At 60.0% G+C, this 13,655-nt stretch carries 14 protein-coding genes and 1 pseudogene; 7 read left to right on the top strand and 8 right to left on the bottom strand.

The genetic code is table 11. The annotated features are described in order from the left end of the window. The first annotated feature begins 2 nt into the window (after positions 1 to 2). Positions 3 to 950 carry an SMC-Scp complex subunit ScpB gene (scpB, locus tag ACLK1G_RS09375; protein ID WP_420765189.1) on the top strand — a complete coding sequence of 316 codons (948 nt, stop codon included), beginning with the start codon at positions 3 to 5 and terminating at the stop codon, positions 948 to 950. A 231-nt stretch (positions 951 to 1,181) separates the two neighbouring features. Next, positions 1,182 to 2,414: a 23S rRNA pseudouridine(2605) synthase RluB gene (rluB, locus tag ACLK1G_RS09370; protein ID WP_420765188.1), complete on the top strand. Its 1,233-nt coding sequence runs from the start codon at positions 1,182 to 1,184 to the stop codon at positions 2,412 to 2,414. Positions 2,415 to 2,639: 225 nt separating this feature from the next. Here the strand turns inward: rluB and ACLK1G_RS09365 are convergent, their stop codons facing one another. Together ACLK1G_RS09365 and ACLK1G_RS09360 are read right to left on the bottom strand one after the other, a co-directional pair. Beyond that, positions 2,640 to 3,602 (bottom strand): M29 family metallopeptidase, encoded by a 963-nt coding sequence (locus ACLK1G_RS09365; protein WP_420765187.1) that lies wholly within the window; start codon positions 3,600 to 3,602, stop codon positions 2,640 to 2,642. Positions 3,603 to 3,686: 84 nt separating this feature from the next. Then, positions 3,687 to 3,824: a hypothetical protein gene (locus ACLK1G_RS09360; RefSeq protein WP_003178782.1), complete on the bottom strand. Its 138-nt coding sequence runs from the start codon at positions 3,822 to 3,824 to the stop codon at positions 3,687 to 3,689. 14 nt (positions 3,825 to 3,838) lie between these two features. On the opposite strand from ACLK1G_RS09360, the gene ACLK1G_RS09355 reads away from it, so the two are divergent. The 3 genes from ACLK1G_RS09355 to arfB all read left to right on the top strand — a co-directional run bounded on the left by ACLK1G_RS09355 (position 3,839) and on the right by arfB (position 6,711). Further along, positions 3,839 to 4,111, top strand: coding sequence for a hypothetical protein (locus ACLK1G_RS09355; protein WP_420765186.1), 273 nt, complete (start codon positions 3,839 to 3,841; stop codon positions 4,109 to 4,111). Positions 4,112 to 4,762: 651 nt separating this feature from the next. Beyond that, positions 4,763 to 6,181: an amino acid permease gene (locus ACLK1G_RS09350; RefSeq protein ID WP_420765185.1), complete on the top strand. Its 1,419-nt coding sequence runs from the start codon at positions 4,763 to 4,765 to the stop codon at positions 6,179 to 6,181. A gap of 116 nt (positions 6,182 to 6,297) precedes the next feature. Then, a complete protein-coding gene (arfB, locus tag ACLK1G_RS09345) occupies positions 6,298 to 6,711 on the top strand; it encodes an alternative ribosome rescue aminoacyl-tRNA hydrolase ArfB (protein WP_420765184.1) in 414 nt (137 codons plus the stop codon). Here the strand turns inward: arfB and ACLK1G_RS09340 are convergent. From ACLK1G_RS09340 to ACLK1G_RS09330, 3 genes are all read right to left on the bottom strand, one after another. Further along, positions 6,708 to 7,907 (bottom strand): MFS transporter, encoded by a 1,200-nt coding sequence (locus ACLK1G_RS09340; protein WP_420765183.1) that lies wholly within the window; start codon positions 7,905 to 7,907, stop codon positions 6,708 to 6,710. The genes arfB and ACLK1G_RS09340 overlap by 4 nt on opposite strands. An 82-nt stretch (positions 7,908 to 7,989) precedes the next feature. Continuing rightward, on the bottom strand, positions 7,990 to 8,202 hold the full coding sequence (locus tag ACLK1G_RS09335) for a hypothetical protein (RefSeq protein ID WP_420765182.1): 213 nt from the start codon (positions 8,200 to 8,202) through the stop codon (positions 7,990 to 7,992). A 72-nt stretch (positions 8,203 to 8,274) separates the two neighbouring features. Then, the gene (locus tag ACLK1G_RS09330; RefSeq protein WP_420765181.1) at positions 8,275 to 8,418 is read right to left on the bottom strand and encodes a hypothetical protein; all 144 of its coding nucleotides are present in this window, start codon (positions 8,416 to 8,418) and stop codon (positions 8,275 to 8,277) included. Positions 8,419 to 8,648: 230 nt separating this feature from the next. Here ACLK1G_RS09330 and ACLK1G_RS09325 point away from each other — a divergent pair. Both ACLK1G_RS09325 and ACLK1G_RS09320 read left to right on the top strand, forming a co-directional pair. Next, positions 8,649 to 9,449, top strand: a pseudogene (locus ACLK1G_RS09325) (HAMP domain-containing protein); the annotation flags it as partial. 117 nt (positions 9,450 to 9,566) lie between these two features. Beyond that, the gene (locus tag ACLK1G_RS09320) at positions 9,567 to 10,334 is read left to right on the top strand and encodes a methyl-accepting chemotaxis protein (protein WP_420765413.1); all 768 of its coding nucleotides are present in this window, start codon (positions 9,567 to 9,569) and stop codon (positions 10,332 to 10,334) included. 187 nt (positions 10,335 to 10,521) lie between these two features. Here the strand turns inward: ACLK1G_RS09320 and ACLK1G_RS09315 are convergent, their stop codons facing one another. From ACLK1G_RS09315 to ACLK1G_RS09305, 3 genes are all read right to left on the bottom strand, one after another. Further along, positions 10,522 to 11,544, bottom strand: a complete 1,023-nt coding sequence (locus ACLK1G_RS09315) for a transporter (protein ID WP_420765180.1) — start codon at positions 11,542 to 11,544, stop codon at positions 10,522 to 10,524. Between the two features lie 179 nt (positions 11,545 to 11,723). Further along, positions 11,724 to 12,029, bottom strand: a complete 306-nt coding sequence (locus ACLK1G_RS09310) for a PepSY domain-containing protein (RefSeq protein WP_420765179.1) — start codon at positions 12,027 to 12,029, stop codon at positions 11,724 to 11,726. A gap of 119 nt (positions 12,030 to 12,148) precedes the next feature. Next, positions 12,149 to 13,276, bottom strand: coding sequence for a glycerophosphodiester phosphodiesterase (locus ACLK1G_RS09305; RefSeq protein ID WP_420765178.1), 1,128 nt, complete (start codon positions 13,274 to 13,276; stop codon positions 12,149 to 12,151). Positions 13,277 to 13,655 lie beyond the last annotated feature (379 nt).

The raw sequence follows: 13,655 nt of genomic DNA, 5'->3' as shown, positions 1-13,655 counted from the left end.
CAATGAACCTGACTGAACCCCGCGAGCTGGCGCCGTTGCTTGAAGCTTTCCTGTTGGCCTCTGGAAAGCCGCAATCGATGGAGCGGCTGTTCGAACTCTTCGAAGAAGGCGAGCGGCCCGAGCCCGCCGTGTTCAAAAAAGCCCTGACGCTGTTGGGCAAATCCTGCGAGGGTCGGGCTTTCGAGCTTAAGGAGGTGGCGTCCGGGTACCGCCTGCAAATCCGTGAGAAATTTGCCCCGTGGGTAGGGCGCCTGTGGGAAGAGCGGCCTCAGCGTTATTCCCGGGCGCTACTAGAAACCATGGCGCTGATCGCCTATCGCCAACCGATCACGCGCGGCGAGATCGAGGATGTGCGCGGCGTGGCGGTCAACAGCAACATCGTCAAGACGTTGCTGGAGCGCGAGTGGATCCGCGTCGTCGGCTATCGCGACGTGCCGGGCAAGCCGGCAATGTTCGCCACCACCAAGGCTTTTCTCGATCATTTCAACTTGAAGAACCTCGACGACTTGCCGCCGCTGGCCGAATTGCGTGAGCTGGAACCCGAGCCGATGCTGGAATTCGACGATGCTCCAGTGCCCCAGGGCCTGCAGGAATTGGCCGATGCCAGTGCCGAGCCGGAGGAACCGAAGGAAGAGACCAGTTTCCATTCGTTGCTCCTGGAACTGGACAGCATGGAGGAGGGCCTTAAGACCGACTTCGACGACCTTCTGCGTGAAGGTCCGGCCCCTGAGGAGGAGACGGATGAACCGACGCCGCTGTTGAGTGAAACCGAGCACGCGCCGCAGCCAGAACCTCAAGGGGACATTCTCGGCGTTGCCGAGGCCCGGGAAAAACTGCTGGCCGCCGTTGCCGCCCTTGCGCCGCCGGAACCCGAACTGAGCGAGGAGGAGGCCGAAGCCCGCGCCCTGGCTGAAGCGATCGAAAACGAACGGCGTCAGTTTGAGGATTGAATCTATCGACTGACACACCGCTGTCCCCTTGTGGTAGCGATGAAACTCCACCAACCTGCGCACCACCGATCAGCGGAAAAAACGCTGCGTGCATTCAGATCAGCTAGTCTCTGATGCGCAATCACCTCAACGAGCGTATGATTCGCGACCCTTTGGCGATCCCTTCGCCGAACGACCTGTTTTCAAGTGCCAGGCCAAGCCTGGCTCGACCACACCGGGAGGTGCCCAGAAATGAACGACCAAGACCAGAACGACAGCCAGGAAATCGGCCCAGCAGGCGAAAAGCTACAGAAGGTCCTTGCCCGCATCGGCGTCGGTTCGCGCCGTGACGTGGAAGCGTGGATCACCCAGGGCCGCATCAAGGTCAATGGCAAAGACGCCACCTTGGGCCTGCGCGTCGACATGCACGACGCCATCACCATCGATGGCAAGGTGATCAAGCGTGAAGAGGCCGCCGAAACGGTGCGCCGCGTGATCATGTACAACAAACCCGACGGCGAAATCTGCACCCGTGACGACCCGGAAGGCCGTCCGACCGTGTTCGACAAGATGCCGCGCCCCAAAGAAGGCCGCTGGATCAACATCGGCCGCCTGGACATCAACACTACCGGTTTGCTGATGTTCACTACTGACGGTGAGCTGGCGAACCGTCTGATGCACCCTTCCTACGAAATGGACCGCGAATACGCCGTGCGTGTGCGTGGCGAAGTCGACGACGAGATGATCGAGCGCCTCAAGGCCGGCGTCGTGCTGGAAGACGGTCCCGCGCGTTTCACCGACATCAAGCAGGCGCCGGGCGGTGAAGGTTTCAACCATTGGTACCACTGCGTGGTGATGGAAGGTCGCAACCGTGAGGTGCGGCGGCTGTGGGAATCCCAGGGACTGGTGGTCAGCCGCCTGAAGCGCGTGCGTTTCGGCCCGGTGTTCCTCAACTCCGACCTGCCGATGGGTCGCTGGCGTGAAATGACCCAACAGGAAGTCGACATCCTGGCGGCCGAAGTGGGGCTCAAGCCTGTGGCGATGCCGCAGATGACCGCCAAGAGCAAGGATAAGCTGGAGCGGATGCAGCGCAAATCCTCGCGTCCGATGGGCAAGACCGAGCGCGTGCGTACGCTGCGCCCGGCGGCCGACGGCGTAGCGACCGGCCCGCGTCCTTCCCGCGAGCCGCAGATCGAAGGCGAGCGCCCCGCACGCAAGCCAGCACCTCGCCAGGACGGCGAGCGTGGCCCTCGCGCACCGCGTCCGGCCAACGGTCGTACCGAGCGTGGCGAAGGCCGCGCCCCGGCTGGCCGTGGTACGCCCGTCGCGGATCGCCCGGCCGACACCAAGCGTCCGGCCAAGCCTGCGCCGAAAAAGCGTCCGGGCATCATCCTGGCCGATCGCGATGCACCGTCGGGCAAGCGTCGTGGTGCGCCGGCGGGTTCGGGACAGCGTCCGGGGTTTGGGCGTCGTAAGCCGGAGTGAGGCAGCGGTGAGTTTCTAGCTGCAAGCTGCAAGAAAAAACGCCAACCGTTGGGTTGGCGTTTTTTTTTCTGGCTTTTAGTCAGGCAGTGCTTTTGAGTCCGCCTTCGCAAGCAAGCTCGCTCCCACAATGGAGCGGCGCCGAACACACATCTCCCAGTCACCAAGATCAACTGTGGGAGCGAGCTTGCTCGCGATGGCGTCAGCAGCCCCACAACCGATCTCAGCCTAAAGCACAAACCGCCCGTCGAACATCGGCTCGTTGTCCAGCGCCAGCACACCGCCTTCGAAAATCAGATCCAGATGATGGCTACCCTTGGCCCCTCCACCGAGGCCCAGGTGCAAGCCGCAATGGCGCTCCTCGAAACCGGCATTGCGGGCATACAGGCTCTTGACCCCTTCGTTGGTGCCGATCCCCAGTTCCTCGATGCGCCGGTTGGAAGGATTGGCGTCCAGGTACCGGTTGAAATCGTGTTCCAGGCCTGGGACATCGGTGGCGATTTTCTGGATCGTGGAATCTTCGATCCACAGCTCCAATGGCGATTGCAGCACGCCGTATTTGCGGGCGAATGGGATCGTGCTGAGGAAGGTCCCGACGAACTTCACACGGCCATTGATGGTGTCGCTGTGGGTGGCGATTTCACCAGGCGCAAGGTCGTAGTTGCCGACGCCGTTGATGTCCGTCCACTTCTTGACACTGTTCAGTGGGGTGTCGAAATACGATCCATGGTGGTCCTCGAAGCTCAACGTGGTGGCCTGGGACATGCGGCGGATCAGGTGGCTGTTGAGCCCGGCGATGCGCTGGGGAATAACGCTGAAGGTGTCATGGAAGTACTCGCCGTAGTCCTTGAACAGCAGCGATTTCTTCCAGTTATCCGCCATCACGCCCTGCAATGCGCGGACGAAGTCCGGGCCATCGGGGCGCGGGTTGGGAAGGGTGGATGAGTCGTAGAAGAAAATGTACAGATCGCTGTCGGCAATGGCTTGGGACAGCCGCTCGGTGGTTTCAATGTCCAGGCGCATGGTGCTGAACCGGAACGGCGAGGCGCCGGCCTGTTCGGAAATGCTGGCGACCAGCGCTTCGTAGTCTGCGGTGTGGCCGAGCAAGACCTTGGCGGACTGGATACCGGCCAGGGCGGGATGATGTTCGAGGTAGTAAAGGAAATGTGAGATGGCTCGTTGTGTGTCCATGCTTATTCTTCCCTGACGATTGATTTGGCGTCCTGACAGCAAGTGGCGGAGCCGACCGGCCGGATCAGCTCCGCCGGGTATCGCTTACAGAGGCCACATCGCCGTGCCGAACGGAACGACGGCGTCGGCTTGCATCATTTCAACGGCGGCTTCATGGGTCGGTGCCTCGAACCATTCGTCCAGTTGCAGTTCGGTTTCCAAGTCTTTGTCCAGTGCTTGCATAGTGAATCTCCTAGATGACTTTTGCGGAAAACGCGGGCCGATCCGGCGAGCCATGCCCGGCGGAATCGGCACCGCAAAAACTCGCCGGCAAGATGCCTTGGCAAGTGGCTGAAAACCTAGTCGACGGTTTTTTGGAATGCAAAAAATTATTTTATTTTTTTCGTTTGAACTTTTTGTTCCATTTTCTGCGACCCGGTTTACCCCTTGCAAAACAGCCGACTGGCATTCTTTTTTGGTTAGGTAGCTATCTACCGTCAATTTGCAGTCAGCTTCTGAAAACCTCCTGAACGGAAAGTTTGCGTTACGGCTTGTAAAGAAACGCTTACGGAGATTGCCCGTCTCGCTGGCAATGCCCGGCGCTTCTCCCAGCTGTAAGAAAAAACTTCCGCGCCGACTTGTCGTTCCTATTTCGAAAGGCGCCGGGCCGCTTGTTTCACGGGCGCTTCAAGGGTGAGATGCGTCCCATGCCTGTCGTGCAGGCGAATAACAACAAGGAGGCGCAATGAACGCCGTAGCTCCGTTTCCATTCTTCTGTGGTGACGCTTTTTGCATCGCTCACATCAACGGCTCGCAAGAGCCCGGACATCTTTTCGCAGCCGCCCGACACGTTCGAGGCGGCCCCGTGCGATCCCGGCAAACGACACGCTGATCCGGTGATGTCTGGCAGCAGGGGGTCAGCGGTGTACAATGCGCCGCGTTTTACTGTGACCCTTCGCGTACCCACGCATTTTCAAGGTTATCCGCCTTGTTCATTCCGCCACGCCACAAGCGTGTCGGGTTCGATTTCGTCACAGATAAAAACAAACAGGTGACGCATGACCGTTGTAAAAACGCTGAATTCCTGGTGCCTGCGCTGGGGTTTGATCGGCGCTGCTTGAGATCCGATTCGAGCGGCAACGTCTAACGAACATCATCAAACCTTGCGTGAGACCCTTTTCATGAGTGGACAAAACTCGCATTCGGGCGAGCTGAAACGCGGCCTGAAAAATCGCCACATTCAACTGATCGCCCTTGGTGGCGCGATCGGCACCGGCTTGTTCCTCGGCTCGGCGGGGGTGCTGAAATCAGCCGGCCCGTCGATGATCCTCGGCTATGCCATCTGCGGCTTCATCGCCTTCATGATCATGCGGCAGTTGGGCGAAATGATCGTCGAAGAGCCGGTGGCCGGCTCCTTCAGCCATTTCGCACACAAATACTGGGGCGGTTTCGCCGGGTTCCTGTCGGGTTGGAATTGCTGGATTCTGTATATCCTGGTGGGCATGTCCGAGCTGACCGCGGTCGGCAAGTACATCCATTATTGGGCCCCGGATATCCCGACCTGGGCGTCGGCGGCGGCGTTTTTCATCCTGATCAATGCGATCAACCTGGCCAACGTCAAGGTCTTCGGCGAGGCCGAGTTCTGGTTCGCGATCATCAAGGTCGTGGCGATTGTCGGCATGATTGCCCTGGGTAGCTATCTGCTGGTGAGCGGTGACGGCGGCCCGCAAGCGTCGGTGACCAACCTCTGGTCCCACGGAGGGTTCTTCCCCAATGGCGTGAGCGGGCTGGTCATGGCGATGGCGATCATCATGTTCTCCTTCGGCGGCCTGGAGATGCTCGGGTTCACCGCGGCTGAAGCCGACAAGCCGAGAACCGTGATCCCCAAGGCCATCAACCAGGTGATCTACCGGATCCTGATCTTCTACATCGGTGCCTTGGTGGTGCTGTTGTCCCTGACGCCATGGGACAGCCTGCTGACCACGCTCAACGCCTCGGGCGACGCCTACAGCGGCAGCCCGTTCGTGCAGGTGTTCTCGATGCTGGGCAGCGACACCGCGGCGCACATCCTCAACTTCGTGGTGCTGACCGCTGCACTGTCGGTGTACAACAGCGGCACCTATTGCAACAGCCGCATGTTGCTGGGCATGGCCGAGCAGGGCGATGCGCCCAAGGCGCTGGCGAAAATCGACAAGCGGGGCGTGCCGGTGCGTTCGATCCTGGCTTCGGCGGCGATCACGCTGGTGGCGGTTCTGCTGAACTACCTGATCCCGCAGCATGCGCTGGAGTTGTTGATGTCGTTGGTGGTCGCCACGCTGGTGATCAACTGGGCAATGATCAGCTACTCGCACTTCAAGTTCCGCCAGCACATGAACCAGACTGGCCAGGCGCCTTTGTTCAAGGCGTTGTGGTATCCGTATGGCAACTACGTCTGCCTGGCTTTCGTGGTGTTCATCCTCGGCGTGATGTTGCTCATCCCTGGCATTCAGATCTCGGTCTACGCGATTCCGGTGTGGGTGGTGTTCATGTGGGTGTGCTATGTGATCAAGAACAAGCGCGAGGCTCGGCATGAGCTGGCTGTGGCGGCTGCCGCCAAGTAAGCACTGCTGAAAGAAGACAAACCCGGCCGAGTGCCGGGTTTGTTGTATCTGGCAGGGATCAAGTGTTGTCTTGGGAATTCGCGGTATCCTGTGGGCCCTGACACCGGACACTTTCCATGCTGGTCATCTCCAATACCGTGCACATCCCGGACGCCGAGATCGAGCTGACGGCCATTCGCGCCCAGGGCGCCGGTGGGCAGAACGTCAACAAGGTTTCCAGCGCCGTGCACCTGCGGTTCGATATTCCGGCCTCGTCGTTGCCCGAGTTCTACAAGGAACGGCTGCTGGCCCTGCGCGACAGTCGCATTACCAGCGACGGGGTGTTGATCATCAAGGCCCAGCAGTACCGCACGCAGGAACAGAACCGGGCGGACGCACTGGAGCGCCTTGTCGAACTGATCCTCAGCGCTACCAAGATCGAAAAGAAACGCCGTCCGACCAAGCCGACCCTGGGCTCGAAAAAGCGTCGCCTCGAATCCAAGACCAAGCGCGGCTCGATCAAGGCCGGACGCGGCAAGGTGGATTTCTAGTTCTTCTCCCGCTCTTCGCGGTAGCGAGGGGCCTGCCGGTACAGGTAGACGCTCAGGCCCAGCCCACCCAGGGCCGCCAGCGCAGCGAACAGGAAAATCGAGGCAAAGCCGAAACCGGCGGCGATTGCCCCGGCCAGTGGTCCGGTGATGCCCAGCGACAAATCGATGAACAGCGAATAAGCCCCCACCGCGGCTCCACGGCTGGAGGCCGGCACCAGATTGACCGCTTCCACGCCCAACGCCGGGAACACCAGGGAAAAGCCGAAACCGCTCAACGCCGCGCCTGCCAGGGCCCACTGCGCATCCGGCGCCAGCCACAACAGCAACAAGCCCAGGGTTTCCACCGACAGGCAGGCAATCGCGACCCTGAACCCGCCGAGGCGGTTGATCAAATTGCCGAACAGCAGGCGCGCACCGATGAAGCAGGCACCGAACAGGCTCAGACACAGCACCGCGTTGTCCCAATGCTGCGTGGCGTAATACAGGGTAATGAAGGTGGCGATGGTGCCGAAACCGATGGAGCCCAGGGCCAGGCCGCAGCCGTGGGGCAATACTCGCCCCAGCACATGCATGAACGGAAGGCGTTCGCCGACGACGATGGGGGCCGCGGTTTTTGGCCAGGCCAACGCCAGCCCGAGCACGGCCAGCAGGAGGATGCTGACGCCCATGCTCCAAAGCCCCAGGGATTTCACCAGCCATACCCCCAACGGCGCGCCGATCGCCAGCGCGCCGTAGCTGGCGATGCCGTTCCACGAGATGACCTTGGCGGTATTCGCCGCGCCGACCCGGCCAATGCCCCAGCCAATCGAGCCCGAGCCCACCAGGCTTTCCGCGCTGCCCAGCACCAGGCGACCGATCAACAGGCTGGTCAGGCTCATGACCGGCATGCCGGCGGTCCAGGCAGAAACCAGCATGAACACGCCGCTCAAACCACAACCTGCCAGGCCGAACATGACCGCGCGCTTGCTGCCGAGGTTGTCGATGATGCGTCCCGCATAAGGACGGCTGAGCAGAGTAGCCAAATACTGGACGCTGATCACCAGCCCGGCGATCACCGCGCCGAATCCCAGCTCACCGTGGACGAATCCGGGCAACACGGCCAACGGAATGCCGATGTTCAGATAGCCGATGAAGGTAAACAGGACAATGGAAACGACTTGCAGCGTGACCGCCATGGGGCGCTGGGAATCTGGCATGGGGGAAGGTCCACGGGGCAGCAGGATAGATAGGCTGCTTATGATAACGGCGACCGACAGGATGGAGCGTGGAAAAGTAAAACTATTTGCCGGACGGAGATTCAGGTGTGGTCTTGCCAGCGACCAGGTGCGTGGTGACAAGTGCCGCCAAGGCATTTTCCTGCGTGCCGAACCGCGCCAGCAGGGCGGCCTGTTTCTCGGGAGAGAGGCGGGTCCAGATCTCGACCATTTTTTCGGCGGTGCCGATCAACACGCTGGCCTGGGCCGGGCTGAAGGAGGAAGTTTCGTCGGTCATGGTGGGCTCGGGTTCAGGCGGTGTGGAAAGCGCATCTTAGCGCTTTCCACACAGTCTGGTGGTGCGGGTGGATCAGTCTTCGCTGTCGGCCTGACGGCGTTCAGTGGCTTGCTGCGGCTCGGTTTGCTGGGAGGCGGGTTGCCCTCCGGCTTGTAGCGGGGTCGTCTGCTCAGGTTCGTGCAGGCTAGGGAAGGGGAGATTAGGAATCTCGTGCATATCGCGCTCCTCGCAAAGTCTGTTGGATAGATCTGGTAGATCCGCGCTTTTAAAAAGCCTGGGCAGGATACCCCAGTAGAAATGACAAAAAGACTTTTAAATTCAGATGGAGCGACCGATGGGCTTGTCTGGACAGGTCATGTCCAGCCAGCGAAAGCAAGCTTGCTACCGATGGTCGGCGAGGCTCAAGAACAAGGCATTCAAGCCGATCTCGTCTAGGAATTCTGCACATGCAGTTGCGAGAGCAGACCCAGGACATGGACGTCCTTTTATTCGAAGAGATCGATTCCATGTTTATACAAAAATCCCTGAGAGCCCAGATTCTGGCTCTCCTGAGCGGCAGCCTGCTGGCGATGCTGTTGATCGCCCTGGCGTCCTTTCACTTTCTTTCCGATGGCATCCACAATTATCGAAACCTCATCGATGGCCCTTTGCGCGCCTCGCAGTTGATCGACGAGGCCAACCTGCAATTCAAGGTGCAGGTCCAGGAGTGGAAAAACGTTCTGTTGCGCGGCAAGCAGCCGGCAGAGTTGGAAAAATACTGGAAGGAGTTCGACGATCGCCAGCGCGATGTCCAGAACCTTTTGCGTGAGTTGATCAAGCATGACGGTGTTCCCGCACCGATCAGGACACGCATCGAACGTCTGCAAAGCGAGCACGCACAACTGGGCGCCGCCTATCAAAAAGGCCGTGATGCGTTTGTCGCCTCTGGCGCAGACGCCGCGGCGGGGGATGCGGCGGTCAAGGGCTTCGACCGTGCCGCCAGTGACCAGATGAGCGAGTTGGTGGTGGAGCTGCATAAACTGGGCAATGAGCGATCGGCGCTGATCAGTGCCGGTGCTGATCGCACGATCCTGCTGGGCACCGTGATCATGCTGGTCTCGGCTTTGCTGGTCGGCATGCTGAGTCTCTGGCTGGTCAACCGCAACCTGGTGCAGCCAATCCGTAACCTCATCGAATACGTGACTCAACTGAGCCGTGGGCGTTTCGCCGAGCGTGTATCGAGCACGCGTCAAGATGAACTGGGCGACCTGGCCCTCGCGGCAAATACGCTGCGTGACTTCCTCGCTGAAACCTTCAACCGCCTGCAACGCAGCGCCACGGAGCTGGACAGCGCCAGCGGCGAGCTCAACGCCATCGCCAGCCTGATGAGCCAGGGTACCAGCGAGCAATTCGAACGCACCGATCAAGTGGCGACCGCGATGAATGAAATGTCCGCTACCGCCCAGGAAGTCGCCCGCCATGCCGCCGACGCGGCGCGGGCGGCCGATGATGCCGATCACTCGGCACAGTTGGGCGAGAAGGTCATGCACGGCACCATCCACACCATCACCCAGATGCGCGGCGAGATTGCGAACACCGCCACGGTGATCCGTCGCCTGGAAACCGACAGCGGGCGCATCGGCAAGGTGCTGGAAGTGATTCGCGGGATCGCCGAACAGACCAACCTGCTGGCCCTCAACGCCGCCATCGAAGCGGCCCGGGCCGGTGAAGCCGGGCGCGGTTTTGCGGTGGTGGCCGATGAGGTGCGCAGCCTGGCCCAGCGTACGGCGGCGTCCATCATCGAGATCAACCAGATCATCCAGACGGTACAAACCGGTGCGGTGGACGCGGCCCAGGCCATTGAAAGCGGGCAGTCGCGCAGCGAGGAAAGTGTCGAGCAAGTGACCCAGGCCGGCGAAATGCTCGAACGCATTACCCAGGCCGTCGAAGCGATTCGCGACATGAACCGCCAGATTGCCACGGCGGCCGAAGAGCAGACCTCCGTGGCTGAGGACATCTCCCGCAACCTGACTGAAATCACCTGTATCGCCAGCACCAACCTGGATAACGTCCAGCGTACCGAAGCGGCCAGTCGGGATTTGCAAGGGTTGTCGGGCCAACTGAACGAAGTGACGGCGCGGCTGAGTGCCTGACTATCTTTAGTTATTAGACCTTATATCTGTGGCGAGGGGATTTATCCCCGCTGGGCTGCGCAGCGGCCCCAAACCAAGCAACCCGATTTGTCAGAAAGACTGAGGTTCACGTCTTCAGGGCTGCTATGCAGCCCAACGGGGATAAATCCCCTCGCCACAAATTAATACGGGGCGCAGAGGACCACGTTCAATAATCGCGCCGCTTGCGAAACGCCCAGCGGCCGGCGAACAGTGTGAAGGTGGCGACCAGCGCCACCAGGATCCAGAAACCCTCGGGATCGCTCGCCAGCGGCACGCCACCGACATTCATGCCGAAGAAACCGGCGATGATGTTGATCGGCAGTGCCAGCACCGTGACCACCGTCAGGGTGAACAGTGTGCGGTTGCTTTGTTCGTTGAGGTTGGCGGCGATTTCTTCCTGCAACAGCTTGATCCGCTCGCCCAACGCGGTGAGGTCGTTGATGATCAGGGCGAACTCCTCGGTGGATTTGCGCAGCTCCTTGACGTCTTCTTTCTGCAACCATTGCGGCGGGCGATTGAGCAGCCGCAGCAACGACCCCGGTTCCAGGGCCAACAGGCGTTGCAGGCGCACCAGCACCCGGCGTTGGCTGCCCAGTTCGGCGCGGTTGGTCGAGACCCGCGAAGACAGCAACTGGTCCTCGATCTGGTCGACGCTGAGGCTGGTCTTGCGCACGATCTGGGTCAGTACCTCGCCCTGGTCGCGCAGCAGATGCACGAGCAATTCCAGTGGCGAGCGAAAGCTTTCCCCGGCCTTGACCGATGAGCGCAGCTTGTCGACCGAGTGCAAGGGCTGCAACCGTGCGCTGACGATCAGCCGACTGCTCACGCAAACCCATAACGTGGACACATCCGAAGACACCATGTTGCTGAGGTTGAATACGACGTCGTTCACCACCGCGAGCAAGGCCGAATCCACGTGCTCGATGCGGGTCGAGCGCGAGCCTTCGTGCAAGGCTTCGAAGAACTCTTGGGGCAAGGCCAGGTGATTTTTCATCCAGCGCTCGCACGCGGCGTGGGCGAGGTTCAAGTGCAACCAGAGGAATTCATCAGGATCCTGGGGTTGCTGCAGGCTTTGCAGGGCCTGGGCCGAACCGATCTCTCGCCCGCGCTCGCCGGGGCGGAAGCTGAATCCGTAGAGCAGGCCGAACAGATCCGGGTCGCGATGGCTTTGGTCGATGCTGTGGTTCATTGAGGCTCGCTGGCGGGGAGTGCCCGTCGCGGCGACAGGTTCACTTGAGCGGCATCATTGCAGGGATTTTTGAAGGTTTTGTGACGGTTGGGCTGTGGCGTCCCGGCCTGGCACAGCTTTACATACGTACGTGAAAAAGCCGCGCAACTTGAAAGTTGGGCGGCTCTTTTCGCGACTGATTAATTATCTTGCTTGTTGCTCAGAACTTTACCAGTGGTGGCGTCAAAGTCTACATCCCATTCTTGACCTTTGGCGTCGCGCAGTTCCACTTCATATTCGTAGCCGTTGAAGTGATTATCCAAATCGGTATCGGTGATGGTCGCGCCCGGGTGCAACTTCAGGGCTTCGGCATTCATCGATTCCAGGGATTTGATCTTGCCTTCCTTTACCAATTGAGGAATCTGGTCGACGCGAACATCAGCCTGGGCAAGGCCAGCGGTGAGGGTCAGGGCAGCAGCGGTGAACAGGGCAGTCAAAGTTTTCATGTTGTATTTCCTTGGTGTCGTCAAAGGGTGAGTCGTTTAAGTGGGTTCAGATTATCTCTGGCAACTTAATTCATCCTTAATTCGAAAAACTTTGTTAAATGCCCTGATCCAGCACTCGCTCAGTAACCGTTCTTCTTCAGTAGTTGCGCCACGGTTCCTGTTTCGGGACGCTTGAAGTACTTGAGCAACTCACTGGCCCGATTGGTGAAAATGCCATCCACGCCGGCATCCATCACTTTCTTGAAGTCCACCGGCTCATCCACGGTGTAGACATGTACCAGCAAACCCTGGTCGTGGGTGTACTGGTTCATCCACGGTTTCACCAGGTCCGCATAGCTCTGGCTCCCGCCATGGGTCAACGCCGCCGAAGGGCCGGTGCCGATGGCGCCGTGGGCCTTGGCGTACTGGACCCATTGCTCGAACTCGGCCTTGTCCTTGGGCTCTTGCTTGGCGTAGTACACGGCTTTGTCGGTTTCACCGGACTCGCCGAACGTCACTTTGGATTTAGGCTCGATGTTGCCTTCGCCCACCCACAGCAGCAGGATTTTCGGAACCTTGGGCATTTCCTGGTGAAGCAGTTCCAAGCTGCTCTTCTCGAACGTTTGCAAGACAACTTTGCCTTTGCCCTGGCCCACGCCGGTGGCGCGTTTGGCCAGCTTGGACCCGGACGGACTCAGCCAGCCACGATCCTGCAATTTGTCCTTGAGGTCGCGTTCGATGCCGGGAAACAGCTTGGGCTCCTTTGTCTCGATGTACAGCCCTGGTTTCTGCTGGGGGTTGCCCTCGGCGATGCTGATCACCTCGTCCAGCGTCAGGATTTTCAGGCCCACAAAGGAAGGCCGAGCACGGTCCGGATAAGCCGCGTTGTACCAACTGCCGGCGTCCAGCGTCTTGAGTTCGGCCATCGTGAACGCGTTGGCGGTGCTGTCCTTGCGCTCGGGAAACTTGGTCGCGACATCGGTGGTGCGCAGCAGGGTATCGTCGTGCAAGACGAACAGGACGCCATCCTTGCTACGTTGCAGGTCGAGCTCAAGGTAGTCGGCACCCAGGTCGCGGGCCAACTTGTAGGCGGCGGCGGTGGATTCCGGTGCGTCGAACGATGCGCCGCGATGGGCGATGACCGCTGGATGTGGAATGCCCTGACGGTTCGCCAGGGCTTTGGGTTGCGGCGCCTCGGCGGCATGTGTCGGACCGAGTCCGAGCAACAGGCTCAACATCAGGGCGCTACGAGTAAAGGTGAGGGGCATGCTCGAGATCCTTTCGCAGGTTTCTGTAAACCTCTCTTTTAACAACTGAACGCTGCGGACGCTATCGCCATACCGACATTGATCTGCGTAAAGCAGATTTTTCCCACGCCACTAGCTCACAATAGCGGTCGATCAGCCAGCATCATCGTGACTGACACACCGCCATCGCGAGCAAGCTCGCTCCCACAAGGAATTGGTGCTCAACAACGAAGGTGTGACCACCGGGGAATAGTGTGGGAGCGAGCCTGCTCGCGATAGCGGTGGACCAGCCAGCATCATCGTGACTGACACACCGCCATCGCGAGCAGGCTCGCTCCCACTAGGAATTGGTGCTCAACAACGAAGGTGTGACCACCGGGAATAGTGTGTGGGAGCGAGC

Origin of the sequence: Pseudomonas algeriensis (assembly GCF_048847255.1) — a bacterium.
GTDB lineage: Bacteria > Pseudomonadota > Gammaproteobacteria > Pseudomonadales > Pseudomonadaceae > Aquipseudomonas.
Note: the sequence above shows the minus strand (reverse complement) of the source record. Positions and strands in the feature narration are given on the sequence as shown.

Bases quoted from the DNA above. Each gene is read 5' to 3' on its own strand.
- scpB (WP_420765189.1), top strand. From the start codon at position 3: ATGAACCTGACTGAACCCCGCGAGCTGGCGCCGTTGCTTGAAGCTTTC.
- rluB (WP_420765188.1), top strand. From the start codon at position 1,182: ATGAACGACCAAGACCAGAACGACAGCCAGGAAATCGGCCCAGCAGGC.
- ACLK1G_RS09365 (WP_420765187.1), bottom strand. From the start codon at position 3,602: ATGGACACACAACGAGCCATCTCACATTTCCTTTACTACCTCGAACAT.
- ACLK1G_RS09360 (WP_003178782.1), bottom strand. From the start codon at position 3,824: ATGCAAGCACTGGACAAAGACTTGGAAACCGAACTGCAACTGGACGAA.
- ACLK1G_RS09355 (WP_420765186.1), top strand. From the start codon at position 3,839: ATGACTTTTGCGGAAAACGCGGGCCGATCCGGCGAGCCATGCCCGGCG.
- ACLK1G_RS09350 (WP_420765185.1), top strand. From the start codon at position 4,763: ATGAGTGGACAAAACTCGCATTCGGGCGAGCTGAAACGCGGCCTGAAA.
- arfB (WP_420765184.1), top strand. From the start codon at position 6,298: ATGCTGGTCATCTCCAATACCGTGCACATCCCGGACGCCGAGATCGAG.
- ACLK1G_RS09340 (WP_420765183.1), bottom strand. From the start codon at position 7,907: ATGCCAGATTCCCAGCGCCCCATGGCGGTCACGCTGCAAGTCGTTTCC.
- ACLK1G_RS09335 (WP_420765182.1), bottom strand. From the start codon at position 8,202: ATGACCGACGAAACTTCCTCCTTCAGCCCGGCCCAGGCCAGCGTGTTG.
- ACLK1G_RS09330 (WP_420765181.1), bottom strand. From the start codon at position 8,418: ATGCACGAGATTCCTAATCTCCCCTTCCCTAGCCTGCACGAACCTGAG.
- ACLK1G_RS09320 (WP_420765413.1), top strand. From the start codon at position 9,567: ATGAGCCAGGGTACCAGCGAGCAATTCGAACGCACCGATCAAGTGGCG.
- ACLK1G_RS09315 (WP_420765180.1), bottom strand. From the start codon at position 11,544: ATGAACCACAGCATCGACCAAAGCCATCGCGACCCGGATCTGTTCGGC.
- ACLK1G_RS09310 (WP_420765179.1), bottom strand. From the start codon at position 12,029: ATGAAAACTTTGACTGCCCTGTTCACCGCTGCTGCCCTGACCCTCACC.
- ACLK1G_RS09305 (WP_420765178.1), bottom strand. From the start codon at position 13,276: ATGCCCCTCACCTTTACTCGTAGCGCCCTGATGTTGAGCCTGTTGCTC.